Source organism: Bradyrhizobium sp. USDA 4354 (assembly GCF_054060315.1).
The window spans coordinates 616,670-631,801 of record NZ_JBSSDC010000001.1; the positions used below are offsets into that span (position 1 = coordinate 616,670).

Here is a 15,132-nt window from a genome sequence, read left to right on the forward strand (position 1 = left end):
TGGTTTGGCCTGGGGCGACCCTGTAAAGACGTGCTATGCTCACACAAGTTCCCCTGCGTGCGGCGATTGGCGTCGCAACAACCCTGCTTGCGTCGTCGTTGGCCTTTGCCGCCCGTGCCGATGACGCTTCGCCGTGGCAGCGCGACGGACATTCCGCGGTGCGGCTGCTCGCGGGATCGCGCAGCGGCGCGGTCCTGCTCGGCGGTATCGCCTTCCAGCTCCAGCCGGGATGGAAGACCTACTGGCGTATGCCCGGCGATTCCGGCGTTCCACCCCGGTTCGACTTCTCGAAGTCCGACAATGTCGAGGCGGTGACGATCATGTGGCCGGCGCCGCTGAAGTTCGACGACGGCGCGGGCGGCCATTCGATCGGCTATCACAACCAGGTCGTGCTGCCCTTGCGCATCGTCGCCAAGGCCGCCGACAAGCCGGTGACCTTGCGCGCCGAGATCAACTACGCGGTGTGCGAGAAGCTCTGCATTCCGGTCGAGGCCAGCGCCGAGCTCGGCTTCAACAGCGTCGCCTCGACCGAGGATGCGAACTTGCGTGCCGCGCTCGACACCGTGCCGAAGCCGGCCAACATCGGCGACCCCAATCCACTCACCATCCGCGACATCAAGCGTGACGGTCCTAAGAATGTGGTGGTCGACGTGGTGACGCCGGACAGCCGCAACGTCAACCTGTTCGTGGAAGGCCCGACACCCGATTGGGCGCTGCCTGTTCCGGCGCCGGTGCAGCACGGCCCGCCCGGGGTGATGCGCTTCTCGTTCGAGCTCGACGGGCTGCCTCCAGGCGCCAAGCCGGATGGGGCGGCGCTGAAGTTCACGCTGGTCGGGCCGGAGAAGGCGTACGAGTTCAATACGAATTTGGATTGAGGCCCGAGTGAGTTGCTCGGCTCGCGCTCCGCATTCAGCTGTCGTCCCGGATCGGCGCGCGCTTGAGGCGCGCATGTCCGGGACGACAGCTGAGAGTGTGGCCACGGCGTCTCACCCAACCCAATCTTAACGAATGGTTGCTAATCCCTCACCTGGCGCTGCAGGTCGCCCTGGGGATTTTCGACGTGGCCGTGATGGATGCAGAACCCGCAACGACCGGACCGGCCGGGTTGATCGCGCGGTTGCGGGCTAAGCTCACGGGTGGATCGAGCGAGGCGTCGCTGACGCGGCGGCTCGCCGGCACCATCTTCATCATCCGCGTCATCAGCGCGGGCCTCGCTTATGTCTCGCAGGTCCTGCTCGCGCGCTGGATGGGGACGTCCGACTACGGCATCTATGTCTATGTCTGGACCTGGGTGCTGCTGCTCGGCAGCATGATGGATTTCGGGATCTCGGCCTCCGCGCAAAAGATCATTCCGGAGTACCGCGCGAGCGGCGACCATGCGCTGCTGCGCGGCTTCCTCTCCGGCAGCCGCTGGCTGACCTTTGCCGTGTCTACGCTGGTGTCGCTCGGCCTTGCCGGCATCGTCAAACTGCTGTCGCCCTGGATCGACCCGGCCGAGCTGCTGCCGCTCTATATCGGCTGCATGACGCTGCCGGCTTTCGTGGTCGCCAACACCCAGGACGGCATTGCCCGGTCGCATGACTGGATGCAGCTCGGCCTGATGCCGCAGTTCATCATCCGCCAGGCGCTGATCATCGGCATAACGGCCGCGGCCTTCCTGCTCGGCTATCACCTCGGCGCGGTTGCGGCGATGGTCGCGAGCGCCAGCGCGGTGTGGATCGCGATGACCGGGCAGATGGTGGTACTGAACCGCAAGCTCGCCGATCACATCGAGCAGGGACCGAAGGCCTATGACGTCAGGGGCTGGCTCGCCGTCTCACTGCCGATCCTGCTGGTCGAGAGCTTCTACCTGCTCTTGTCCTACACCGACGTGCTGGTGCTGCAGCAGTTCCGCCCGTCCGACGAAGTCGGCGTCTATTTCGCCGTGGTGAAGACGCTCGCGCTGGTCTCGTTCATCCATTACGCGATGTCGGCCACGACGGCGCATCGATTTGCAGAATACAATGCGCTCGGCGACAAGGCGCGCCTGTCGGCCTATGTGGCGCACGCCATCAACTGGACGTTCTGGCCGTCGCTGGCCGCGACCATCGTGCTGCTCACGCTCGGCAAGCCACTGCTGTGGCTGTTCGGGCCGCAATTCGTGATCGGCTACGACATCATGTTCGTGGCCGCGATCGGCCTCGTGGTGCGCTCTGCGATTGGTCCGGTCGAGCGGCTGCTCAACATGCTTGGTCAGCAGAAGATCTGCGCGCTCGCCTACGGGCTGGCCTTCGTGATGAACGTCGTACTCTGCATCGCGCTGGTGCCGCGTTACGGCGGCCACGGCGCCGCGGCCGCGACCTCGATCTCGCTGACCTTCGAGACGGTGCTGCTGTTCTGGATCGTGCGGCAGCGCCTCGGCCTGCACGTGCTGGCGTTCGGCAGATAGACCATGCGGCTAGCTGCCCGATGAGGGAACGGTGATTTCGCAAGCCGCCGGTGAACAGGGCAAAATGGCTATGCATCTCCCACTTGCAGCATGATTTTTCTTATTTGATCCAGGCGGTTGCGTGCCGGAGAAAGTTTATTCTACGTCGTATTGCCCAACCGACGAGATCAACCTAAGATTCTCCGGACATGCTTGATCCACTCTACGTCGCCTCTGGATTCGGTGTCGGCCTGCTCGTCGGCATGACCGGCGTAGGCGGCGGCTCGTTGATGACGCCGCTTTTGATTTTGCTATTCGGCGTCCATCCCTCCACCGCGGTCGGGACCGACCTGCTCTATGCCGCCGCCACCAAGACCGGCGGCAGCGTGGTGCATGGCTGGTCGCGCAGCGTGCACTGGCCGGCGGTGCTGAGGCTCGCCTGCGGCAGCATTCCGGCGAGCGCTCTGACGCTGCTGGTGCTGTGGAAGCTCGATCTCAGAAGCGATGCCGAGCGCAGCCTCGTCAATCTCGTCCTGTGCTTCGCGCTGCTGCTGACCGCCACGTCGCTGATCTTCCGCAATGCGATCATGGAGCGCTATCGAAGGCGCCTCGAGCAGGTCGATGAGCGGACCACTGCGGTTGCAACCGTGATCACCGGCATCGTGCTCGGCGTGCTGGTGTCGATCTCCTCCGTCGGCGCCGGCGCGGTCGGCGTCACCGTCCTGCTGCTGCTGTATCCGCGCCTGCCGATGGCGACGATCGTCGGCTCGGACATCGCCCATGCCGTGCCGCTGACGCTGGTTGCCGGGATCGGACACTGGGCGCTCGGTGACGTCGACTGGGCGCTGATGGGCGTGCTGCTGCTGGGCTCGCTTCCCGGCATCATCGTCGGCAGCTATAGCGCGACGCGCGTGCCCGAGACGGTGCTGCGGCTGACGCTTGCCAGCGTGCTGTTCGTGGTCTCCGGCAAGATCATGTTTGCCGAGCTGAACTTGTCGTCGGTGATCGTGACGGCACTGGCGTGGACGCATTGAGGTCCGAGACCTCCCCACTCACTGTCATCGCCCGGCTTGACCGGGCGATCCAGTATTCCAGAGATGCCGACGATAGAAGCGAGAAGCCGCGGCGTACTGGATGCCCCGGTCCCGGCTCCGCCAAGGCTACGTCGGGCCACGGGGGTGCTCGGCCGCCGAAGCTTTACCGAAGGCGGCAAGCCGGGGCATGACAGCGAGCTAGCTGAACCGGCGCGACCTACTCCGCCGTCCAGCCGCCGTCGATCGAGAGGTTGGTGCCGGTGATCTGGGCGGCATCATCGCTGCACAGGAACAGGGCGAGTGCGGCGACCTGCTCGGAGGTGACGAACTCCTTGGTCGGCTGCGCATCGAGCAGCACGTCGTTGATGACCTGCTCGCGCGTCAGATTGCGCGCCTTCATGGTGTCGGGGATCTGCTTCTCCACCAGCGGGGTCCAGACATAGCCGGGGCTGATGCAATTGCAGGTGATCTTGTGGGTCGCGACCTCAAGCGCCACGGTCTTGGTGAGACCGGCGATGCCGTGCTTGGCCGACACGTAGGCCGACTTGAAGGGCGAGGCGACCAGCGAGTGCGCCGAGGCGGTGTTGATGATGCGGCCCCAGCCCTTCTTCTTCATGCCGGGGACGGCGGCACGGATGGAATGGAAGGCCGAGGACAGGTTGATCGCGATGATCTGGTCCCACTTCTCGAGTGGGAATTCCTCGATCGGCGACACGAACTGGATGCCGGCATTGTTGACGAGGATGTCGACCGAGCCGAACGACTTCTCGCCGAGCGCGATCATCCCGGCGATCTCGGCGGGCTTGGTCATGTCGGCGGGCGAGTAGATCGCCTTGACGCCGAAGTCGGATTCGATCTTGGCGCGCTCCTTCTCGATGTCCTCCGGCGAGCCGAAGCCGTTGATGACGACGTTGGCGCCGGCGGCGGCAAAGGCGCGCGCGTAGGCGAGCCCGATGCCGCTGGTCGAACCGGTCACGACGGCGTTCTTGCCTGAAAGACTACCCATGTTCTTCGCTCCTTTTTGGCGGAGACGCGGTGACGTCCCCCGTGAGATCGTAGGTCACCATGGTCTCGCCGGATTGCGGCTGGTCGAGCCGGTCCTTGTGACGCATCGACAGGTGCACGTCGCGCACGCCGGCTTCCCAGTGCTCGACCATGGCGACATGCGAGAAGTCGTAGTCCTTGGACGAGGATTCGTAGTTCTTGCTGCGGTAGATCAGGTGTACCACCGTGACGGTGCTCTCACGTGATGCCTTGGCCAGAAATTCGACGGAAGGGTCGTTCTTGAGATAATCGGGCAATTTGGAAATCAGGTCGCGCACGGCCCGGCGGGCATTGTGGATCTGCTTGTTCTTGTCCGTATTCATGCGCGTGCGGCTGGAATAGCGGATGTCCTTCTCGCGCTCGGCGGCCTCGAGCAGCGAATTCGGCAGATCGCCGCGGGCGGAAAACAGATCGACCTGGAAGATCAGCATGTCGCGCGCGAGCTCTGCGTCGAGCACGTAGTCGAGCGGGGTGTTGGATGCGATGCCGCCGTCCCAGTAATGCTCGCCGTCGATCACGACGGACGGAAAGCCCGGCGGCAGCGCGCCGGAGGCCATGATGTGCTCGGGGCCGATCTTCTTGCCGAGCTTCTTGAACTCGTAATTGTCGAAATATTTGAAGTTGCCCGAGGTGACGCCGACCGCGCCGACCGACAGGCGCGTCTTCAGATCGTTGATGCGGTCGAAATCGACCAGACGCTCCAGCGTCTTCTTGAGCGGCGAGGTGTCGTAATAGCTTTCCGCCTCGGGATGTCCCGGCGGCCAGAGCGGCGCCGGCGGAATGCGCGGCGTGAAGAAGCCGGGCACGCCGAACGTCGCGATCAGCGCAGCACTGGTCGAATTGAACAGCTCGCGGCTTTGGTCGCTCTTGCCGACCGGCTTCCACGGCACCGGGGCCGACACCATTTCCCAGAATTCCTTGAGCCGCTCGACGCGGGTGCGGCCCTCGTTGCCGGCGATGATGGCGGCATTGACCGCGCCGATGGAGATGCCGGCAACCCATTCCGGCTCGAAGCCGTAGCCGCACAGCGCCTGAAAGGCGCCGGCCTGGTACGAGCCGAGCGCGCCGCCGCCCTGGAGGACCAGGACGCGTTGCGCATTCGCGGGGACGCTTGCGGATTCCGGGCTATGATCGGTCATGAGGAAACAATAGCAAAAGGCGAGCCACCGTGGCGACAGTCCGCCGCGGCGTCAATGCATCCCGGGATCAAGTCTGGCTTATCGCTCGGTCGAGGCCAGGATCATGGTCCAGAACACCTTGTACTTGGTGCCCGGAGCATAGCTCGCCGCGATGCCCAATTTTGTGACACCGCTCTTGAGCATGTTGGCGCGGTGCGGAGGCGAGTCGCGCCAGCCTGAAAACGCTTCCGCCAGCGTATGATAGCCGGCCGAGACGTTCTCGACGGCAACCGTGGCCGGATAGCCGCCGGTGGCAAGACGCTTGGCCAGCGGCGCGCGGACGTCGTGGTCCATCTTGTTGGCCGCGGCCATGGCCTGGGACTGGGATTCGGCGAGCCGCATCAGATCAGGGTCGATCACGACCGTGCCGAGCATGTTGTTCTGGCGATATTGCGAGATCATCACCGCGGCGGCTTGCGCGTCGAGCTTGGAGCCCGGGACCGCCATGTCGGTATACATGGACGGCTGCTGGACCGGTGCTTCGTTGCCGGCACAGCCGGCGAGCAGCAAAGTGACGAGAATTGCGGCCGCAGCGCGCATGAATCGAGGCCCCCAAATGAGGGGCCGTTGTTGCATACCAACCGTGGCTGAAAGGTGAATTTTGAGGAAAATCTGTCCGGTGTCATTCCAGGCGATGCGAAGCATCGAACTCTGGTGCGCAATTGCGCACCTGAGATCTGGCCCTTCGGACCGTCCCGGAATGACGGGGCCTTAGCCCGGAAATATCCGGTAGCGGCGGGGATTGAGGCCGATGGTGTCGCCGGCGCGCAGTTCCTTGTCGCGGGGGGCGTCGATCTCGATGGTTTCGCCACCTGACAGGGCGACCTCGGCGCGCTGCACGGGACCGAAATTGCGGACGTGCTGCACGGCGCCCTCGAGGGCACCGCTGCCGGGTGGGCCGACCAGCATGTCATGTCGCCGCACGAACAGTTTTGACGCGCCAGGCACCAGGCCGTCCGCCGCGAGCTGAAGCGGCCGATCGCCGAGCCTGATCACGCCGCCATCGACCTGGACCGGCAACTCGATGGATTCCCCGATGAAGCCATGCACGAAGGCCGTCGCCGGACTCTCATAGACGTCATCGGGCGAGCCAATCTGCTCGATCCTGCCCTTGTCCATCACCACGACGCGGTTGGCGACTTCAAGCGCTTCCTCCTGGTCGTGGGTGACGAAGATCGAGGTGACGTTGATCTCGTGATGCAGCGAGCGCAGCCATTTGCGCAGCTCTTTCCGCACCTTGGCATCCAGTGCACCGAACGGCTCGTCGAGCAGCAGGATGCGCGGCTCGATCGCGAGTGCGCGGGCGAGCGCGATCCGCTGGCGCTGGCCACCGGAGAGTTGGCTCGGATAGCGGTCGGCGAGCCAGTCGAGCTGCACGAGATCGAGCAGCTCCTTGACTCGCGCGCGGATCGCAGCCTCGTCCTTGCGGATCGCGCGCGGCTGCACGCGTAGGCCGAAGGCGACGTTCTCGAACACGGTCATGTGGCGGAACAGCGCGTAATGCTGGAACACGAATCCGACATGCCGCTCGCGGGCTCCTTGCGCCAGCGCGTCCTCGCCGTTGAAGGACACTTCGCCGGAGTCCGGCCAGTCGAGACCGGCGATGATCCGCAGCAAGGTGGTCTTGCCGGAGCCTGAGGGCCCGAGCAACGCCAGCAATTCGCCGTTGTCGACCTTGAGGTCGACGCCGTCGAGGGCGGCAAAGCTGCCGAACTTCTTGTTGAGATTCCTGACTTCAATGGTCACTTGCGTCTTCTCCTTCGTCGAGATGACGTTCGAGGAGGGTTTTTGCGATCAGCGTGATCAGCGCCAGCATCGCCAGCAGCGAAGCGATCGCGAAGGCGGCGACGAACTGGTATTCGTTGTAAAGGATTTCGACCAGCAGCGGCATGGTGTTGGTTTCGCCGCGGATGTGGCCGGAGACGACGGAGACCGCACCGAACTCGCCCATCGCGCGCGCGTTGCAGAGCAGGACGCCGTAGAGCACGCCCCATTTGATGTTGGGCAGGGTGACGCGGAAGAACGTCTGCAGGCCAGAGGCGCCGAGCGAGATCGCAGCCTCCTCTTCCTGCGTCCCCTGCTCCTGCATCAGGGGGATCAGCGCGCGCGCCACGAACGGGAAGGTCACGAAGGTGGTGGCGAGCGCGATGCCGGGCACCGCGAACAGGATCTGGATGTCGTGATCGCGCAGCCAGGTGCCGAAATAACCCTGCGCGCCGAACAGCAGCACGAAGACCAGACCCGAGATCACCGGGCTGACCGAGAACGGCAGGTCGATCAGCGTGATCAGGAAGGTCTTGCCCGGGAAATCGAACTTGGCGATGGCCCAGGCGGCGACGAGGCCGAACACCAGATTGAGGCCGACCGAGATCGCCGCGACGATCAGCGTCAGCTTGATCGCCGCCATCGCCTCCGGCTCGGCCAGCGCGGCGAAATAGGCGAGGATGCCGCGCGAGAACGCCTGCGCAAACACGACGACCAGCGGCAGCACCACGAAGACGGTGAGAAAGATCACCGCCAGCGCAATGATGGCGATACGCACCGCGCGCGGCTCGGTGCGGAGGTTATCGCGCGCTGCCGCCGCATGCGCGCGTGCCTTTGAGTCGGAGGCCGAGAGCGACACGGAATCTGCGATCTGCATCGTCATGATCCGCCCTCAGCGCGCCGGGATCCGGCTCCGCGCCCAGCGCTGGAGCCGGTTGACGGCAAAGATGATGACGAAGGAGACGACGAGCATGACCACCGCGATGGCGGTTGCATCGGCATAGCGGAATTCGGAGAGCCGGATCACGATCAGGAGCGGCGCGATCTCGGAGACGTTGGGCAGATTGCCGGCGATGAAGATCACAGAGCCATATTCGCCTACCGCGCGGGCGAAGGCGAGCGCGAGGCCGGTGAGCAGCGCCGGTGCGAGCGAGGGCAGGATCACACGGATGATGGTCTGCCAGCGGCTGGCGCCGAGACTGCCCGCGGCTTCCTCGATCTCGGGGTCGAGATCCTGGAGCACCGGCTGCACGGTGCGGACTACGAAGGGGATGCCGATGAAGATCATGGCGACAAAGATGCCGACCGGCGTGAACGCCACCTTGATGCCGAGCGCGGCGAGCGGCGCACCCAGCCAGCCCTTCTCGGCGAACAGCGCGGTCAGCGCGACGCCGGCCACCGCCGTCGGCAGCGCGAACGGCACGTCGACGATGGCATCGAAGATGCGCCGCCCCGGAAAGCGGTAGCGCACCAGTGCCCAGACGATGATGCTGCCCATGACGAGATTGACGGAGGCCGCCGCAAAGGCAAGGCCGAAGGACACCCGCAAGGCGTTCAGGGTGCGACGGCTGGAGAGGATGTTCCAGAACTGCTCGGGGCTCAGCTCGAGCGATTTCAGGAACAGGCCGGCGAGCGGAATCAGGATGATGATGGACAGCCAGGAAAGCGTCAGTCCCATGGTGAGACCGAAGCCCGGCAATGTCCGGCGTCGTGCTGCGAGTGCGCTCACCAGGCCCCCTGCTAAAGCCTCCTACGACAGCGCGCGATCAGTTCTTGTAAATCTGATCGAAAACGCCGCCGTCGGCAAAATGTTCCTTCTGCGCCTTGGTCCAGCCGCCGAAGACGTCGTCGATCGTGAACAGCTCGACCTTGGCGAAGGCATTCTCATACTTCTTGGCGATTTCGGCATCGCGCGGACGGTAGAAGTTGCGCGCAGCGATCTCCTGCCCCTCCTTGGTGTACCAATATTGGAGGTAGGCGTCAGCGGCATTGCGGGTGCCCTTTTTATCGGCAACCTTGTCGACGATGGCGACCGGCGGTTCGGCGAGGATCGATTGCGGCGGGGCCACGATCTCGAACTTGTTCGCGCCGAACTCCTTCAGAGCAAGGAACGCCTCGTTCTCCCAGGCGAGCAGCACGTCGCCGACGCCGCGCTCGACAAAGGTCACGGTCGCGCCACGCGCGCCGGTGTCGAGCACCGGGACCTGCTGATACAGCTTGCCGATGAACTCCTTGGCCTTGTCGGCCGCGCCGTACTTCTTCTGCGCAAAGCCCCAGGCTGCAAGATAATTCCAGCGCGCGCCACCTGACGTCTTCGGGTTCGGCGTGATCACGGCAACGCCCGGCTTGATCAAATCGTCCCAGTCCTTGATGCCCTTGGGATTGCCCTTGCGCACCAGGAACACGATAGTCGACGTGTAGGGCGACGAATTCTGCGGCAGCCGCTTCTGCCAGTCGGCCGCGGTGAGGCCCTTGTTCGCAATGGCGTCGATGTCATAGGCGAGCGCCAGTGTCACCACGTCGGCCTGCAAGCCGTCGATCACGGCGCGCGCCTGCGAACCGCTGCCGCCATGCGACTGCTTGATCTCGACGCTCTTGCCGGTTTCCTTCTGATAGGCGGTCGCGAACGCCTTGTTGAACTCGACATAGAGCTCACGCGTCGGATCGTACGACACGTTCAAAAGATTGATGTCAGCGGCGAGAGCCGAGCTGGCCCAAAGCAATCCTGCCGCGAGCGGAACGATACGGCGCATCATGTCCATCTCCATTCACCTCGATGACGTCGGCGTCATCGATGGCAGGCATAACTCGTGGCGAAACGCTCTTGTGTCAACGGAACCCGATTTTCTTGTTCGCGGCGCGGCAGCGTGACTGTGCTACGAAGTCTTCATCGTATGGATGCCGCATTCTGTCTTGGCCCGGCCGCGCCACCGACCGGCGCGTGCATCCTCGCCTTCGGCCGTTCTGCTGGTGCAAGGCATACACCCGACCGACAGGAAACCGGAGGCGGCCAATGGATGACGCGGCAATTTGGCGCGGGTGAAGATCGCCTCGATCTCCTCGCGCGAGACATTGGCGAAGGGATTGAACTTCAACCGCGCGCCGTCGTCCTCGACGACCGGAATGTCGGCGCGCACATTGCCCTGGAAACGCTTGCGGCCGTTGAGCCAGGCATCGAACGGTTTCAGCGCACGCGCCAGCGGCTCGACTTTACGGATGCGGCAGCAAGCGTCGGGATCGGAGAACCAGAGGTCGCGGTCGGGATCGTCGCGCGACAGCGTCTCCTCGGCGGGCTTGATCGAGCGGACGTCCTTCAGGCCCAGCGCCGCAATCAACGTATCGCGATAGGCCAGCGTCTCCTCGAACAACCAGCCGGTGTCCAGAAAGATCACCGGGATCGCCGGGATCGACGTCTGCCATGACCTTCAGCAGCGTCGCCGATTCCGTGCCGAAGGACGAGACCAGCGCGAGCTTGTCGCGCCCGACCGTCTTCAGCGCGGCAGCGATGATCTCCGCGGGCGAGGCATCGCGCAAAGTGCGATCGAGCTCTTCCGCCGAAGGCAACGCGGAGACGGAAGCGGAGGAGATATGAGGCGCGATCGCGTTCACGTGCCGACACCTTCTGAGTGACGCAACTGCATGCGCCGATGCAGCGCCGTGATCCGGCCGTCGCCGGTCGGCTGGTAGAACACCGAATAGCGCTTCGCCGTCTGCATGAAGGCTTCCGCGTCGGCCTGCTTCTTGACCTCGAAGGCATCGAAGCCGGCACGCAGCATGAACACGAACTGGTCGCGCAGCACCTGGCCGGTCGCACGCAACTCGCCGCGATAATTGTAGCGTTCGCGCAGCAGCCGGGCCTGGCTGTAGGCGCGCCCGTCGCGGAAGGTCGGGAACACCAGCGCGACGGCGGCGATCTTGCCGAGATACGGCACGAGCTCGGCGATGTCGCGATTGTTCGGCCAGATCACGCCGACCTTGCCCGAACGCTTGAGCAGCGCATCGGCTTCGCCAATGAAGCGCTCGGCCGGCACCAGGATGTCGCCGCCCTCGGGCAGCGGCGTGTCGACGGCCAGCTTGACGAAGCTGTCGTCGGCGATCTTTCCGCCGTTAACGAGTGGCATAGACGCGCTCCCTGAAAGGTTCGACGCCGAGGCGCTTCACCGTGTCCATGAACAGCTCCTCGGGCCGCTCGCGCAGCGCCAGATAGGCTTCCACGATGTCCTCGACGACGTCGGCGACCTCGTCGAACTTGACACCCGGCCCGATCAGGGTCCCGAGCGCGGCGTTCTCGTCGGCGCGGCCGCCGATGGTGATCTGGTAGACCTCCTCGCCGTTCTTCTCGACGCCGAGAATGCCGATATGGCCGACATGGTGATGGCCGCAGGCGTTGATGCAGCCTGAGATGTTAATGTGCAGACGGCCGATCAGGTTGGCGAGCTCGTGATTGGCGAAGCGCCGCGTCAGCTCCTGCGCGATCGGGATCGAGCGCGCATTCGCCAGCGAGCAATAGTCGAGCCCGGGGCAGGCGATGATGTCGGTGATCAGATTGACGTTGGGCGTCGCGAGGCCAAGCTTGTCGAGCGCCTTCCACAGCGCCGGCAAATCGCGCTTGGCGACGTGCGGCAGCGCCAGGTTCTGCTCATGGCCGACGCGGATCTCGCCGAAGGAGTATTTGTCGGCGAGATCGGCGAGCGCATCCATCTGCTCGGCAGTGGCATCACCCGGAGGCCCGCCGGTCGGCTTCAGCGAGATCGTGACGATCGAGTAGCCCTGCACCTTGTGCGGGGCGACCGAGTTCTTGCGCCACGCCTCGAAATCAGGATCGGCCGCGGCCTGGCGCAGCTCGTCCGGCATGTGCGGCAGCTTCTCGTAAGAAGGATAGGTGAAGCGCGAGCGGATGTCCTCGATCACCTCGTCGTCGATCTGAAGCGAGGAGTTACGGATCTGCTGCCACTCATCCTCGACCTCGCGGGAGAACTTCTCGATGCCGAGCTCATGCACCAGGATCTTGATGCGCGCCTTGTAGATGTTGTCGCGGCGGCCGTACTGGTTGTAGACGCGCAGGATCGCCTCGATGTAGCTGAGGATATCGCGGCCGTGCACGAAATGCTTGATGGTCTTGGCGATGAACGGCGTGCGGCCGAGGCCGCCGCCGACCAGCACCTCGAAGCCGGTCTCACCCTTCTCATTCTTGGTCAGCCGGAGGCCGATGTCGTGGATCTTGATCGCGGCGCGGTCATGGTCGGATGCGGTGATCGCGATCTTGAACTTGCGCGGCAGGAACGAGAATTCCGGATGCAGCGTGGTGTGCTGGCGGATCAGCTCCGACCAGATGCGGGGATCCTCGATCTCGCCCGGCGCGACGCCGGCCCACTGGTCCGAGGTGACGTTGCGCATGTTGTTGCCGGAGGTCTGCATCGCATGGATGCCGACCTCGGCGAGATCGGCCAGTGCATCCGGCAGCTCGGCGAGCTTGATCCAGTTGAACTGGATGTTCTGGCGCGTGGTGAAATGGCCATAGCCGCGGTCGTATTTGCGCGCGACGTGGGCGAGCGCCCGCAGCTGGTTCGTCGCCAGCGTGCCATAGGGGATCGCGACGCGGAACATGTAGGCGTGGAGCTGCAGATAGACGCCGTTCTGCAAGCGAAGGATCTTGAACTCGTCCTCGGTGAGCTCGCCGGAAAGGCGGCGCTTCACCTGGTCGCGGAACTCCGAAACGCGCTCGTTGACGAGCGTGCGGTCGATTTCGTCGTAAGCGTACATAAGAGAATGCCTTAAACTTGGGCCGGCTGCCCGATCGTGACGCCGGTGCGGCGGATCTGTTCGCGCAGATTGCCGGGCAGGATCTTGCCGTCCTCGCCGACCTGCACCGGGGCGATATAGGGGCCGATGGCGCCGACGTCATCGGCCACGGCCTCCGCAAGCAACGCCTTGGCCTCGTCGGAGTTGCGCACGATCGCGGCTTCCGAGAGGTCCGCGGACCAGCCCTTGGCAGCGGTGCGATAGACCACGATGCCGTCCCAGGTGCGGTTGGCGGTCACGACCGAGGGGCCGGCGATCTTGATCTTCTTCTGTTCGAGCGGAGAGGTCATTCGGCTGCATCCATGAGGTCAGAGATGATTTGTTTGGGTGTTTGGCGGCGAAGCGAGCCGGCATGCCGGACCACGTCGCCGATAATGAGAATCGCGGGACCGCCCTGGATCCGCCGCACGAGCTCCGGCAGGTCGCGCAGCGTACCGATCGCGCCTTGCGCATCCGGCCGGGTGACACGGGCGAACACGCCGACCGGCGTCTCCGGCGAGCGGCCGGCCGCGAACAGGCCGGCGCGCACGGCAGGCGCTGCGGTCAAGCCCATATAGACCACGACGGTCATCTTGGTGTCGGTCAGCGTCGACCAATCCACATTCTCGGCATCGCGCGCCTTGTGCGCGGTGAGGAAGGTGATGCGGTTCGCCTCGTGACGATAGGTGAGCGGCACCTCGAAATCGGCAGCGCCACCAAGTCCTGCGGTGATGCCGGGAATGATCGAATAGGCGATGCCGGCGGCGCGCAGCGCTTCCACCTCTTCGCCGCCGCGGCCGAACACGAAGGGATCGCCGCCCTTCAGCCGCACCACGCGCTGACCTGATTGCGCGGCCTCGATCATGCGCTTGTTGATGGCGTTCTGGCCAATGCCGGGCTTGCCGACGCGGCGGCCGACCGGTACGCGCGTGGTGTCGCGGCGGATGCGGTCGAGAATTTCGGGCGAGACCAGCTCGTCATGGAAGACGATGTCGGCGTCCTGCAACGCCCGCAGCGCCTTGATGGTGAGCAGATCGGGATCGCCGGGACCGGCACCGACCAGCGCGACGGAGCCTTCCGGCTTGTCGGCGCGCGCGAATTCGGAGGGATCGGAGATCGCCTTGAGCGTCGCGTCCGCTTCGCCTTTGCGGCCGGCGAGCACGGCGGCACCGATCGGGCCGTCGATGACGCGCTCCCAGAAGCGGCGGCGCAGCGGAAACTCGGCGATGCGCTCGTTGATCGATTTGCGGAAGCTGCCGATGAACTCGGCGAGCTCGCCGATGCGCGCCGGCAGCAGCGCCTCGATCTTCTCGCGGACGCGCCGGGCCACCACCGGCGAGGTGCCGCCTGTGCCGACCGCGACCACGACATCGCCGCGGTCGACGATCGCCGGGAAGATGAAGCTGGAATGCTCGAGATCGTCCATGACGTTGACGGGCAGACCGAGCGCCTTGGCCCGCACCGACATGGCAACGCCGACATCGCCCGCCCCCGCGCAAACGACGGCAATGACGCCCGCGAGATCAGCGTTCAGCGGATCGCCGGCCGCGAGTTCGATACGCGCCGCGTCCTCGGAGCCGAGCCCAAACTCATGATTGCCGTCGATCGCATGCACGCGGATGCGCGCGCCGGCAGCGCTGAGCACGCGCAGCTTGGCGCGCAAAAGCTCACCCGCGCCGATGAGGACCACCGGACCGGCCTTCAGATCGAGAAACACCGGCAAGAACCGCATGCGATACTCGCTTCCCCTACATCCGGGGTTGACTGGAATTATTTTCTATATATGTGTCGTTTCTAGCGCGCAAAGAGAAAATTTTTTCTTCTCTTCTGCACCGCAACTATAGAATTTTCGCCTCCAAACGCAAAGTGGCAGAGATGCATCTTCTCAAGGACGATTCCGCAGTTGTTGGAGTGAGCAGCCCGG

The 15,132-nt window shown here is 64.5% G+C and carries 14 protein-coding genes and 1 pseudogene; 3 read left to right on the forward strand and 12 right to left on the reverse strand.

What is annotated here, in order from left to right; translation table 11 throughout:
- Positions 1-35 precede the first annotated feature (35 nt).
- The 3 genes from ACVIIV_RS02945 to ACVIIV_RS02955 all read left to right on the forward strand — a co-directional run bounded on the left by ACVIIV_RS02945 (position 36) and on the right by ACVIIV_RS02955 (position 3,441).
- Positions 36-875 carry a protein-disulfide reductase DsbD domain-containing protein gene (locus ACVIIV_RS02945; protein WP_456742832.1) on the forward strand — a complete coding sequence of 280 codons (840 nt, stop codon included), beginning with the start codon at positions 36-38 and terminating at the stop codon, positions 873-875.
- A gap of 185 nt (positions 876-1,060) precedes the next feature.
- A complete protein-coding gene (locus ACVIIV_RS02950) occupies positions 1,061-2,428 on the forward strand; it encodes a flippase (RefSeq protein ID WP_456742833.1) in 1,368 nt (455 codons plus the stop codon).
- 188 nt (positions 2,429-2,616) lie between these two features.
- The gene (locus ACVIIV_RS02955; RefSeq protein WP_456742834.1) at positions 2,617-3,441 is read left to right on the forward strand and encodes a sulfite exporter TauE/SafE family protein; all 825 of its coding nucleotides are present in this window, start codon (positions 2,617-2,619) and stop codon (positions 3,439-3,441) included.
- A gap of 217 nt (positions 3,442-3,658) precedes the next feature.
- Here ACVIIV_RS02955 and ACVIIV_RS02960 read toward each other — a convergent pair whose 3' ends face one another.
- The 12 genes and pseudogenes from ACVIIV_RS02960 to cysG form a co-directional block, all read right to left on the reverse strand.
- Positions 3,659-4,447, reverse strand: coding sequence for a 3-hydroxybutyrate dehydrogenase (locus ACVIIV_RS02960; protein WP_456742835.1), 789 nt, complete (start codon positions 4,445-4,447; stop codon positions 3,659-3,661).
- Positions 4,440-5,624 carry a DUF3734 domain-containing protein gene (locus ACVIIV_RS02965; RefSeq protein WP_456742836.1) on the reverse strand — a complete coding sequence of 395 codons (1,185 nt, stop codon included), beginning with the start codon at positions 5,622-5,624 and terminating at the stop codon, positions 4,440-4,442. Before ACVIIV_RS02965 ends, ACVIIV_RS02960 begins: the two co-directional genes overlap by 8 nt.
- Before the next feature lie 78 nt (positions 5,625-5,702).
- Entirely contained in the window at positions 5,703-6,203 is a 501-nt protein-coding gene (locus ACVIIV_RS02970) for a CAP domain-containing protein (RefSeq protein ID WP_456742837.1), read from the reverse strand.
- A 171-nt stretch (positions 6,204-6,374) separates the two neighbouring features.
- A complete protein-coding gene (locus ACVIIV_RS02975; protein WP_456742838.1) occupies positions 6,375-7,409 on the reverse strand; it encodes a sulfate/molybdate ABC transporter ATP-binding protein in 1,035 nt (344 codons plus the stop codon).
- Entirely contained in the window at positions 7,399-8,310 is a 912-nt protein-coding gene (cysW, locus tag ACVIIV_RS02980) for a sulfate ABC transporter permease subunit CysW (protein WP_456742839.1), read from the reverse strand. The genes ACVIIV_RS02975 and cysW overlap by 11 nt, the downstream gene beginning before the upstream one ends.
- 9 nt (positions 8,311-8,319) lie before the next feature.
- Entirely contained in the window at positions 8,320-9,156 is an 837-nt protein-coding gene (gene cysT / locus ACVIIV_RS02985) for a sulfate ABC transporter permease subunit CysT (protein ID WP_456742840.1), read from the reverse strand.
- Between the two features lie 37 nt (positions 9,157-9,193).
- Positions 9,194-10,195, reverse strand: coding sequence for a sulfate ABC transporter substrate-binding protein (locus ACVIIV_RS02990; RefSeq protein WP_456742841.1), 1,002 nt, complete (start codon positions 10,193-10,195; stop codon positions 9,194-9,196).
- Positions 10,196-10,303: 108 nt separating this feature from the next.
- Positions 10,304-11,036: pseudogene (locus ACVIIV_RS02995) on the reverse strand (phosphoadenylyl-sulfate reductase).
- The gene (locus tag ACVIIV_RS03000; RefSeq protein ID WP_456742842.1) at positions 11,033-11,548 is read right to left on the reverse strand and encodes a DUF934 domain-containing protein; all 516 of its coding nucleotides are present in this window, start codon (positions 11,546-11,548) and stop codon (positions 11,033-11,035) included. Before ACVIIV_RS03000 ends, ACVIIV_RS02995 begins: the two are co-directional and overlap by 4 nt.
- Positions 11,535-13,190: a nitrite/sulfite reductase gene (locus tag ACVIIV_RS03005; RefSeq protein ID WP_456742843.1), complete on the reverse strand. Its 1,656-nt coding sequence runs from the start codon at positions 13,188-13,190 to the stop codon at positions 11,535-11,537. Before ACVIIV_RS03005 ends, ACVIIV_RS03000 begins: the two co-directional genes overlap by 14 nt.
- 11 nt (positions 13,191-13,201) lie before the next feature.
- Positions 13,202-13,519: a DUF2849 domain-containing protein gene (locus tag ACVIIV_RS03010; protein WP_456742844.1), complete on the reverse strand. Its 318-nt coding sequence runs from the start codon at positions 13,517-13,519 to the stop codon at positions 13,202-13,204.
- Positions 13,516-14,940 carry a siroheme synthase CysG gene (cysG, locus tag ACVIIV_RS03015; protein ID WP_456742845.1) on the reverse strand — a complete coding sequence of 475 codons (1,425 nt, stop codon included), beginning with the start codon at positions 14,938-14,940 and terminating at the stop codon, positions 13,516-13,518. Before cysG ends, ACVIIV_RS03010 begins: the two co-directional genes overlap by 4 nt.
- Between the last annotated feature and the right edge of the window lie 192 nt (positions 14,941-15,132).

Bases quoted from the DNA above. Each gene is read 5' to 3' on its own strand.
- ACVIIV_RS02945 (WP_456742832.1), top strand. From the start codon at position 36: ATGCTCACACAAGTTCCCCTGCGTGCGGCGATTGGCGTCGCAACAACC.
- ACVIIV_RS02955 (WP_456742834.1), top strand. From the start codon at position 2,617: ATGCTTGATCCACTCTACGTCGCCTCTGGATTCGGTGTCGGCCTGCTC.
- ACVIIV_RS02960 (WP_456742835.1), bottom strand. From the start codon at position 4,447: ATGGGTAGTCTTTCAGGCAAGAACGCCGTCGTGACCGGTTCGACCAGC.
- ACVIIV_RS02965 (WP_456742836.1), bottom strand. From the start codon at position 5,624: ATGACCGATCATAGCCCGGAATCCGCAAGCGTCCCCGCGAATGCGCAA.
- ACVIIV_RS02970 (WP_456742837.1), bottom strand. From the start codon at position 6,203: ATGCGCGCTGCGGCCGCAATTCTCGTCACTTTGCTGCTCGCCGGCTGT.
- cysW (WP_456742839.1), bottom strand. From the start codon at position 8,310: ATGACGATGCAGATCGCAGATTCCGTGTCGCTCTCGGCCTCCGACTCA.
- ACVIIV_RS02990 (WP_456742841.1), bottom strand. From the start codon at position 10,195: ATGGAGATGGACATGATGCGCCGTATCGTTCCGCTCGCGGCAGGATTG.
- ACVIIV_RS03000 (WP_456742842.1), bottom strand. From the start codon at position 11,548: ATGCCACTCGTTAACGGCGGAAAGATCGCCGACGACAGCTTCGTCAAG.
- ACVIIV_RS03005 (WP_456742843.1), bottom strand. From the start codon at position 13,190: ATGTACGCTTACGACGAAATCGACCGCACGCTCGTCAACGAGCGCGTT.
- ACVIIV_RS03010 (WP_456742844.1), bottom strand. From the start codon at position 13,519: ATGACCTCTCCGCTCGAACAGAAGAAGATCAAGATCGCCGGCCCCTCG.
- cysG (WP_456742845.1), bottom strand. From the start codon at position 14,940: ATGCGGTTCTTGCCGGTGTTTCTCGATCTGAAGGCCGGTCCGGTGGTC.